This window comes from Polynucleobacter finlandensis, from assembly GCF_018881755.1.
GTDB classification, from domain to species: domain Bacteria; phylum Pseudomonadota; class Gammaproteobacteria; order Burkholderiales; family Burkholderiaceae; genus Polynucleobacter; species Polynucleobacter finlandensis.
Window position 1 is genome coordinate 1 of record NZ_JACVPS010000041.1, and the last position, 547, is coordinate 547.

Consider the following 547-nt stretch of genomic DNA (forward strand, 5'->3'; position numbering starts at 1 on the left):
TTAGGAGTGTCTTATGTACCAAGCAAATGAAAAATTAGTTCAAGCCCATCAAAAATCGATGGAATCAGTTCATGCTTTAAGTCAACTCGCTTTGGAGAATACTCAAAGTTTGGCTCAAATTCACTATGATGCAACTAAAGAAATGCTTGCAACGGTTCAAGAAAAATCAGCAGAAATTCTCAAGCTAAAAGACCCCAAAGAAATTATGACCATGTTTAGTGCTCATGCCCTTCAAGAGGCATCCGCTGGTGTTGTTGCATATCAAGCTAAAGTGAATTCAGTATTGCGTAAAAGCCATCATGAGTTAATTGAAATGACTGATTCTGCAATTGAGCATGCTAAAGAGCGATTAAATGACTTGGTGAACGAAGCTTCTGCTAAAGCGCCCACGGGCTCTGAGGCATTTACAGCCTCTTTTAAGGCTGCATTTGAGGCTGCGCTCCAAGGCTTTGATCAAGTTCGCTCATCTGTACATACTGCTTATGCTAATTTAGAGAAGAGTGCTGATAGCGCATTAAATTCGAATGAACATGTTGTTCAGACAGCC

Annotated in this window: 1 pseudogene (cut by a window edge); it reads left to right on the forward strand. The window is 40.4% G+C overall.

The features are described from left to right. Positions 1 to 58: 58 nt before the first annotated feature. Positions 59 to 547, forward strand: a pseudogene (locus ICN49_RS11620) (phasin family protein); its annotated part runs 23 nt beyond the window's last position; the annotation flags it as partial.